General features: G+C 63.9%; 10 protein-coding genes. All 10 read left to right on the forward strand.

Annotation, left to right across the window (positions count from 1 at the left end; translation table 11 throughout):
- Positions 1–660, forward strand: a 660-nt coding sequence (locus tag GT748_RS13965; RefSeq protein ID WP_205301337.1) for a thiamine diphosphokinase, incomplete at its 5' end; no start/stop codon positions are given.
- Between the two features lie 57 nt (positions 661–717).
- A complete protein-coding gene (locus GT748_RS13970; RefSeq protein WP_021658613.1) occupies positions 718–861 on the forward strand; it encodes a hypothetical protein in 144 nt (47 codons plus the stop codon).
- Positions 862–1,149: 288 nt separating this feature from the next.
- Positions 1,150–1,860 (forward strand): UMP kinase, encoded by a 711-nt coding sequence (gene pyrH, locus GT748_RS13975; protein WP_021658615.1) that lies wholly within the window; start codon positions 1,150–1,152, stop codon positions 1,858–1,860.
- Positions 1,861–1,922: 62 nt separating this feature from the next.
- Entirely contained in the window at positions 1,923–2,477 is a 555-nt protein-coding gene (gene frr, locus GT748_RS13980) for a ribosome recycling factor (protein WP_021658616.1), read from the forward strand.
- Positions 2,478–2,555: 78 nt separating this feature from the next.
- Positions 2,556–3,221, forward strand: a complete 666-nt coding sequence (gene uppS / locus GT748_RS13985; RefSeq protein ID WP_044992068.1) for a polyprenyl diphosphate synthase — start codon at positions 2,556–2,558, stop codon at positions 3,219–3,221.
- Positions 3,222–3,223: 2 nt separating this feature from the next.
- Entirely contained in the window at positions 3,224–4,051 is an 828-nt protein-coding gene (locus GT748_RS13990) for a phosphatidate cytidylyltransferase (protein WP_021658618.1), read from the forward strand.
- Positions 4,052–4,077: 26 nt separating this feature from the next.
- Complete coding sequence (locus tag GT748_RS13995) at positions 4,078–5,229, forward strand: 1-deoxy-D-xylulose-5-phosphate reductoisomerase (RefSeq protein WP_021658619.1); 1,152 nt, start codon at positions 4,078–4,080, stop codon at positions 5,227–5,229.
- A gap of 45 nt (positions 5,230–5,274) precedes the next feature.
- Complete coding sequence (locus tag GT748_RS14000; RefSeq protein ID WP_161213296.1) at positions 5,275–6,309, forward strand: M50 family metallopeptidase; 1,035 nt, start codon at positions 5,275–5,277, stop codon at positions 6,307–6,309.
- Positions 6,310–6,382: 73 nt separating this feature from the next.
- Positions 6,383–7,432, forward strand: a complete 1,050-nt coding sequence (gene ispG / locus GT748_RS14005; RefSeq protein WP_161222369.1) for a flavodoxin-dependent (E)-4-hydroxy-3-methylbut-2-enyl-diphosphate synthase — start codon at positions 6,383–6,385, stop codon at positions 7,430–7,432.
- Positions 7,433–7,525: 93 nt separating this feature from the next.
- The coding region (locus GT748_RS14010) for a PolC-type DNA polymerase III N-terminal domain-containing protein (RefSeq protein WP_161222370.1) at positions 7,526–7,997 on the forward strand (472 nt) is incomplete at its 3' end.

A 7,997-nucleotide genomic window follows, 5' to 3' on the forward strand; every position in this document is an offset into this window, starting at 1 on the left:
CCCCCCGACTGGTTGAGAGGGGAGAGAGAAGCGGTGAAAGAGCGCTGTGTGGTGGTGGGGGCGGCCCCCCTGGAGAGCGACCAGGTCCTGGGACAGATCGCCCCCACCCGGGACTATGTCATCTGCGCCGACGGGGGGATCGACCACCTGCGCCGGGTGGGCCTGACCCCCGACTTGCTGATGGGGGACCTGGACTCGGCCAGCAGCCCCCCGGAGGGGGTGGAGGTGGTGGCCTTTGACCCGGTGAAGGACGACACCGACACCCATATCGCCCTCAAGCGGGGGCTGGCCCTGGGCTACCGGGACTTTTTGCTGCTGGGCTGCACCGGCGGGCGGCTGGACCACACCCTGGCCAACCTGCAAAGCCTCTACGCCCTCAAGCGGCAGGGGGCCGACGGCTGTCTGCAAGACGACCGCCACCGCATCTTCTTTTTGTGGGAGGAGGAGCGGGAGATCCCTCGGGAGGACTACCGCTACCTCTCCTTCTTCGCCTATGGGGGCGAGGCGGCGGGGGTCACCCTGCAAGGGGTCAAATACCCCCTGTACGAGCACCTGTTGACCCCCGACTTCCCCCTGGGCGTCAGCAACGAGATCACCGGAAAAAGCTGCAAAGCAGCGGTCAAAAAGGGGTGTTTGCTGGCCGTTTTGGCCAGGGAGTGAACCCCCGGCAGCCCTTTTGTATATACTGGTACAACAGCGGAAAGGGCGGTGGGGCGGATGCGCGGCAGGAACAGGGTCATCAAACTCATTATGGTGACGTTGGGAGCGGGGCTGCTGCTGTCGTTTTGCCTCACCGCCGGCACCGCCGTCATCGCCATCGCCCTGGTGCTCATCGCCCTGGGGTTGCTGATGCAGAATTGACAGGAGGGTTTTTTGATGCAGGTGGTCGTGATCAAGAGTTCCAAATTCATGTCGAAAATTCTGAAGAAGATCTTCAAGATCAAACCCGAGCAAAACTGAAGTGGGGAAGGCCTCTGCGGGGGCCTTCCCCCTTTTGCGGCCCCGGGGAGGGGGGACAAGCCCGCCCCCGCAGCGGCCTTGGGGGCGGATGAAAAAGATTTGTGAATTGGGCGCTTTCCCTTTACATTGGTGCCGCAAATAGAGTAGAATATAGTTTGAAATATACTGGGTGGGAGTGTGTGAGAAGCAATGGAACTGAAGTACAAGAGGATCCTGTTGAAGCTGTCCGGCGAGGCGCTGGCAGGTGATAAAAAGATGGGGATCGACTACAACATCGTCACCGACATCTGCAAAAACATCAAGATGTGCACCGAACTGGGCTGCCAGGTGGCCATCGTCGTGGGCGGCGGCAACTTCTGGCGGGGCCGCTCCAGCGGCGAGATGGAGCGCACCCGGGCCGACCACATGGGGATGCTGGCCACCGTCATCAACGCCTTGGCCCTGGCCGACAGCCTGGAGCAGCAGGGGGTGCCGGTGCGGGTGCAGACGGCCCTGCCCATGCAGCAGGTGGCCGAGCCCTACATCCGCAACCGGGCGGTGCGCCACCTGGAAAAGGGGCGGGTGGTCATCCTGGCCTGCGGCACCGGCAACCCCTTCTTCTCCACCGACACCGCCGCCGCCCTGCGCGCCGCCGAAATCAACGCCGAGGTCATCTTCAAGGCCACCATGGTGGACGGGGTCTACGACAAAGACCCCAAAAAGTACCCCGACGCCGTCCGCTTCGACCGGGTCTCGTTTTCCCGGGTGCTGGCCGACTCCCTGGGGGTCATGGACTCCACCGCCGCGTCCCTCTGCAAGGACAACAGTCTCCCCATCCTGCTCTTTGACTTGAGCGATCCCTACAACATCGTCCGCGCCCTCTGCGGCGAGGACATCGGCACCCTCGTCAGCGAGGACTAGCAGCGAGAGATCCCCCCGAAAATAATCAGGCGGCCCCGCCGCCTCACAGGAGGTAGCTTTTCATGAGAGAAGAGTATGCAGTTTACGAGAAGAAGATGGGCAAATCCATCGGCGTGATGGAGGGCGAGTTCGCCGCCATCCGCGCCGGCCGCGCCAACCCCGCCGTCCTGGACAAGGTGACGGTGGACTACTACGGCGTGCCCACCCCCATCGCCCAGATGGCCGGGGTCTCGGTCCCCGACGCCCGCACCCTGCTGATCCAGCCCTGGGACAGCTCGACCCTCAAAGCCATTGAAAAGGCCATCCTCGCCAGCGATTTGGGCATCACCCCCAACAACGACGGCAAGGTCATCCGCATGGCCTTCCCCCCGCTGACCGAGGAGCGCCGCAAGGAGATCGTCAAGTCGGTCCACAAGCTGGAGGAGGAGTGCAAGGTCGCCATCCGCTCCATCCGCCGGGACGCCATCGACAAGTTCAAGGCCCAGAAGAAGGCGGGAGAGCTGTCTGAAGACGACCTGAAGGACCTGGAGAAGGGGATCCAGAAACTCACCGACACCTACTGCGACAAGGCCGAGGCCGCGGCCAAGGCCAAGGAAAAAGAGATCATGGAGATCTAGCCGGTGTTCTTTCAAAAGAAGAAACGGCTTCTCGCGAAACCGGATTTTGACAACCTGCCCCAGCACATCGGCTTTATTATGGACGGCAACGGCCGCTGGGCCAAGCGGCGGGGGCTGCCCCGCTCTGCCGGGCACCGGGCCGGGGCCAAGACCTTTCGGGACATGGTCCGCTACTGCAAGGACATCGGCATCAAAAACATGACCGTCTACGCCTTCTCCACCGAGAACTGGAAGCGCCCCAAGGAGGAGGTGGAGGCCATCATGGACCTGCTGCGCAGCTACCTGAAAGACGCCTTTGACCACCGGGAAGAGGAGGTGCGCTGTCTGATTTTGGGGGACACCGCGCCCCTGGCGCCGGACATTGTCGCCCTCATCAAAAAGCTGGAGGACGAGAGCCGCGACTGCAAGCAGATGACCCTCAATATCGCCCTCAACTACGGCGGCCGGGCCGAGATCACCCACGCCGTGCGCGAACTGGCCGGCCAGGTGCAGCGGGGGGAACTGGCCCCCGGGGAGATCACCGAGGACACCATCTCCGCGCACCTCTACACCGCGGGCCAGCCCGACCCGGACTTGATCATCCGCCCCAGCGGGGAGTACCGGACCTCTAACTTCCTGCTCTGGCAGTCGGCTTACAGCGAACTGGTGTTCATGGATGTGCTGTGGCCCGATTTCACCCGCCGCGACCTGGACCGCGCCATCCTGGAGTACCAGAACCGCGACAGAAGGTTTGGAGGGGTATAATTTTGGCAACCAGAATCATCAGCGCGGCGGTGGGCCTTGTCCTGCTGGCGATCGCCGTGCTCTTTTACGGCACCCTGGCCTTTAATGTCATCGTGCTGCTCATCACCCTCATCGCCCTGCACGAGATTTTTGGGGCGGTGAAACTGCACAACAAATTTGGGATGTACGGCTGGTGCGCCCTCTTTGCGGCCTTTGTGCTGCTCTACGACAAAATACCCCCCACCGGGGCCATCCACCTGACGGCGGGGCTCTTCGTCTTTACGGCGGGGATGGCGGCCTTTGCGGTCTTTCACTTTGCAGACATCCCCTTTTCCAGTATCGCCATCGTCTACATGGAGACCATCGCCATCCTCTTCGGCTTCTCCTCCACCCTGCTCATGCGCAGCGTCTTTCCCCAAGACGGGCTCTTCTATCTGATCGCCGCGCTGGGCTGCGGGTGGCTGGCCGACACAGGGGCCTATTTTTCGGGCCGGCTCTTCGGCAAGCACAAACTGGCCCCCAACGTCAGCCCCCACAAGACGGTGGAGGGCTCGCTGGGCGGCCTGCTCACCAACGTGCTGGCCCTCTGCCTCATCGCCTGGGGCTACCACCGCTTTTTGGGCGGCGGGCCCATCTCCTATCCCCACCTGATCGTGGTGGCCACCGTGGGCGCCCTGGCGGGGATGTTGGGGGACCTGGTGGCCTCCAGCCTCAAGCGGCAGCAGGGAATCAAGGACTACGGCACCATCATGCCCGGGCACGGGGGGATCATGGACCGCTTTGACAGCGTCATCTTCACCCTGCCCACGGTGCTGCTGCTCTCCTATTACCTGCCCATCGTCCTGCGCTAGGGCGGGGGCGAAAGGAAGGCTTTTTCATGTGCGCTAAAAAAGTAACGGTGCTGGGCTCCACCGGCTCCATCGGCACCCAGGCCCTGGACGTCATTGAAAAAAACGGCTATGAAGTGGTTGGCCTTTCGGCCAACTCTTCTGTTTTAGAGCTGGAAAATCAGGTGCGCCGGTTCCGCCCCCCCTTCGCCTGCATGGTGGACGAGCGGGCGGCGCGCGCCCTGCGAGACGCCCTGCGGGACACCGACACCAAGGTCCTGGCGGGGGTGGACGGCCTCTGCGAACTGGCCGCCCGGGAAGAGGCCGACGTGGTCCTCAACTCGGTGGTGGGGATGGTGGGGCTTCGCCCCACCCTGGCCGCCATCGGGGCGGGCAAACCGGTGGCCCTGGCCAACAAGGAGACCCTGGTCGCCGGCGGCAAGCTGGTGACCGAGGCCGCCCGGGCCAAGAGGGTCCCCATCCTCCCGGTGGACAGCGAGCACTCGGCCATCTTTCAGTGCCTGCAGGACCGCCACTCGGCCAGGGCCCTGAAAAAGGTCATCCTCACCGCCTCGGGTGGCCCCTTCTTCGGCAGGGGCCGGGAGGAGCTGGAAAAGGTGAGCATCGAGGATGCCCTCAACCACCCCAACTGGTCTATGGGGGCCAAGATCACGGTGGATTCCGCCACCTTGATGAACAAGGGATTGGAACTCATCGAGGCGGCCTGGCTCTTTGACAAGACCCCGGACGAAATTGAGATCGTCGTCCACCGGGAGAGCGTCATCCACTCCCTGGTGGAGTTCGACGACCACTCGGTGCTGGCCCAGTTGGGGGTGCCGGACATGCGCATCCCCATCCAGTACGCCCTGACCTACCCGGAGCGGCTCCCATCTCCTGTAAAGGAACTCTCCTTGACAAACTATCCGACCCTCCACTTTGCCAAGCCCGACATCGAGACCTTCACCTGCCTAAAGACCTGTATCGAGGCGGCCCGGCGGGGGGGACTCGCCCCCTGCGCCATCAGCGGCGCCAACGAGGAGGCGGTGGCCCTCTTTTTGGACGGGAAGATCGGCTTTTTGGAGATCGGCGAACTGGTGCGGGGGGCCATGAATACTGTGCCCCGCGCAGACGTATATTCTTTAGAGGATGTGCTGCAGACAGACGCACAGGCGCGGGCCTATGTCCGCGCACAGGCGAGGTAGCCAAAAGCGGCTTTCGGCCCTCGCTCATCAGTTGGAAGGTGAACTATGAACATCGTTTTTTCGATCCTCTTGGCAGTCCTGATGTTCGGACTGATCATCATGATCCACGAGTTGGGGCATTTCATCACCGCCAAACTCGGGGGGATCAAGGTCAACGAATTTGCCATCGGCATGGGGCCGACCCTCCTCAAGCGGCAGAAGGGGGAGACCACCTATGCCCTGCGGGCGGTCCCCATCGGCGGTTTCGTGGCCATGGAGGGGGAGGACGAGGACAGCGCCGACGAGCGGGCCTTCTCCCGCCGCCCGGTCTGGATCCGCATCCTGGTGGTGATCGCCGGGGCCCTGATGAACCTGGTGCTGGGCTTTGTCATCCTCATCATCCTCACCTCGGCCTCCAAACTGGTGCCCACCACCACGGTGGCCAAGTTTGACGAGACCTCCCTCAGCGCCCAGTCGGGGCTGCAGGTGGGGGACGAGGTGCTCTCCATCAACGGCCGGCGCATCTACATCGCCAACGACATCGACTTTGAGCTGATGCGGGACAAAGACGGCTATGTGGACATGACCGTTCTCCGCGACGGCGAGAAGGTCACCCTCACCGGGGTGCAGTTTGCCCTGGCGCAGGACGACAACGGCAACCAGTTTATCAGCCGCGACTTCTGGGTGCTGGGGGTCCCCAAAACGGTGGGCGAGGTGCTCAAGGAGTCGGCCCTCAAGACCGTCTCCATCGGGAAGATGGTCTGGGTCTCCCTGCTCGACCTCATCACCGGCAACGTGCCCATCTCCCAGGTGGCCGGCCCGGTGGGGACGGTGGACATCATCAACCAGGCGGTGAGCATGGGCTGGGAGACCACCCTCAACATGCTGGCGCTGCTGACCATCAACGTGGGCATCTTCAACCTGTTGCCCATCCCGGCGCTGGACGGGGGGCGGCTGGTCTTTCTCCTCATCGAGGCGATCCGCCGCAAGCCCATCAAGGCCAAGTACGAGGGCTTTGTCCACGCGGCGGGGTTCCTACTCCTCATCGGCTTTATGCTCTTTGTGACCTACAGCGACATCACCCGAATATTTGCCCGCTGACCGGTGGGCTGAACACAGTTGCGGGGACCGAAACCGGCCCCGCACCAATTTTACATAGAAGAGGGACAAGCTCATGGAGAGAAAAAAGACCCGCACCCTGCAAATCGGCTCGGTCAAGATCGGCGGCGGCGAGGAGATCGCCGTCCAGTCGATGCTCTGCGCCCCGGCGGCGGATGTGGAGGCCAACGTAGAGCAGGCCAAGCGCCTCTTTGCGGCGGGGTGCGACATCATCCGGGTCGCCGTCCCCGACCGGGAGTCGGTGCGGCTCATCGGCGCCATCAAGGCGGCGGTGCCCACCCCCCTGGTGGCGGACATCCACTTTGACCACCGGCTGGCCCTGGCGGCGGTGGAGGCGGGGGTGGACAAGGTCCGCATCAACCCCGGCAACATCGGCGGCAGGGAGCGGGTGCAGGCGGTGGCCGACGCCTGCAAGGCCCACGGCGTCCCCATCCGCATCGGGGTCAACGGCGGCTCCCTGGAAAAGGAGATCTTGCAGAAATACGGCGCCCCCCCCCCCCCCCCCCTGGTGGAGAGCGCCCTCTACCACATCTCCCTGCTGGAGGAGTGTGGCTTTGCAGACATCGCCATCTCCCTCAAGTCCTCCAGCGTCCCCACCATGATCGAGGCCTACCGGCTGATGTCCCAGCGCTGCGACTACCCCCTCCACCTGGGGGTCACCGAGGCGGGGACCGAGCGGATGGGCCTCATCAAGTCGGCTGTCGGCATCGGCTCCCTCCTCTGCGACGGCATCGGCGACACCATCCGCGTCTCCCTCACCGACGACCCGGTGAAGGAGGTGCGGGCCGCCCGGGACATCCTCAAGGCCCTGGGGATCGGCAAGCAGGGGGTGCGGGTGGTCTCCTGCCCCACCTGCGGGCGCACCCAGATAGACCTGATCTCCCTCGCCAAAGAGGTGGACCGCCTGGTGGAGGGGATGGAGAAGGACATCACCGTGGCGGTGATGGGCTGCGCAGTCAACGGCCCCGGCGAGGCCAGAGAGGCCGACATCGGGGTGGCCGGGGGAGACGGCTGCGGCCTTCTCTTCCGCAAGGGGGAGATCCTCCGCAAGGTGCCGGAAGACCAGATCCTCCCGGCCCTGATGGAGGAGATCGAGCGACTGTGATGTGTTGGGCGGCGGGCTCTCTGGCCCTCCGCCCTTTGTGAAGCAAAAACCGGCCCCGCGCGCTGCGGGAAGTGACCAGGAAGGAAGCCGCCATTGAGCCAGTATTTTTTTGAACAGCTGGGGATCGCCAGGGGGGAGATGGAAGACCTCCCCGCCGACATCCTCTCCATCGCCGTGGACCGCCGGGAGAACCGGCTGGAAATCGCAGCCCGCTTTGCGCAGCCGCTGCCCTATGCCACCTGCAAGCTCTTGCAGAACCACCTGAAGGGCCAGTTGGGCTGCGAGGCGGCCCTCGTCCCCACCTTCCCGGCAGGGGAACCGGGGGAGGCCCTCTTCGAGCTGGTGGCCGAGTACGCCAAAGAGGGCAACTCGATGCTCGACTGCATCCTCTCCCGCTCCCACATCCGCTACGACGGGGGGGAGAACGCCTACGTGCTCGAACTGGAGCAGGGGGGCAAGCACATCCTGGCGGGACTGGGGTTTGAGCAGAAGTTTTGCAGCCAGTACCGGCAGCTCTGCGGCGAGGGGGTGGCCCTGGTCGTGGTGGGGGAGGACGCGCCCCCGC

This window comes from Bittarella massiliensis (ex Durand et al. 2017), assembly GCF_009876955.1.
GTDB lineage: Bacteria > Bacillota > Clostridia > Oscillospirales > Ruminococcaceae > Bittarella > Bittarella massiliensis.

Bases quoted from the DNA above. Each gene is read 5' to 3' on its own strand.
- GT748_RS13970 (WP_021658613.1), top strand. From the start codon at position 718: ATGCGCGGCAGGAACAGGGTCATCAAACTCATTATGGTGACGTTGGGA.
- pyrH (WP_021658615.1), top strand. From the start codon at position 1,150: ATGGAACTGAAGTACAAGAGGATCCTGTTGAAGCTGTCCGGCGAGGCG.
- frr (WP_021658616.1), top strand. From the start codon at position 1,923: ATGAGAGAAGAGTATGCAGTTTACGAGAAGAAGATGGGCAAATCCATC.
- uppS (WP_044992068.1), top strand. From the start codon at position 2,556: ATGGACGGCAACGGCCGCTGGGCCAAGCGGCGGGGGCTGCCCCGCTCT.
- GT748_RS13995 (WP_021658619.1), top strand. From the start codon at position 4,078: ATGTGCGCTAAAAAAGTAACGGTGCTGGGCTCCACCGGCTCCATCGGC.
- GT748_RS14000 (WP_161213296.1), top strand. From the start codon at position 5,275: ATGAACATCGTTTTTTCGATCCTCTTGGCAGTCCTGATGTTCGGACTG.
- ispG (WP_161222369.1), top strand. From the start codon at position 6,383: ATGGAGAGAAAAAAGACCCGCACCCTGCAAATCGGCTCGGTCAAGATC.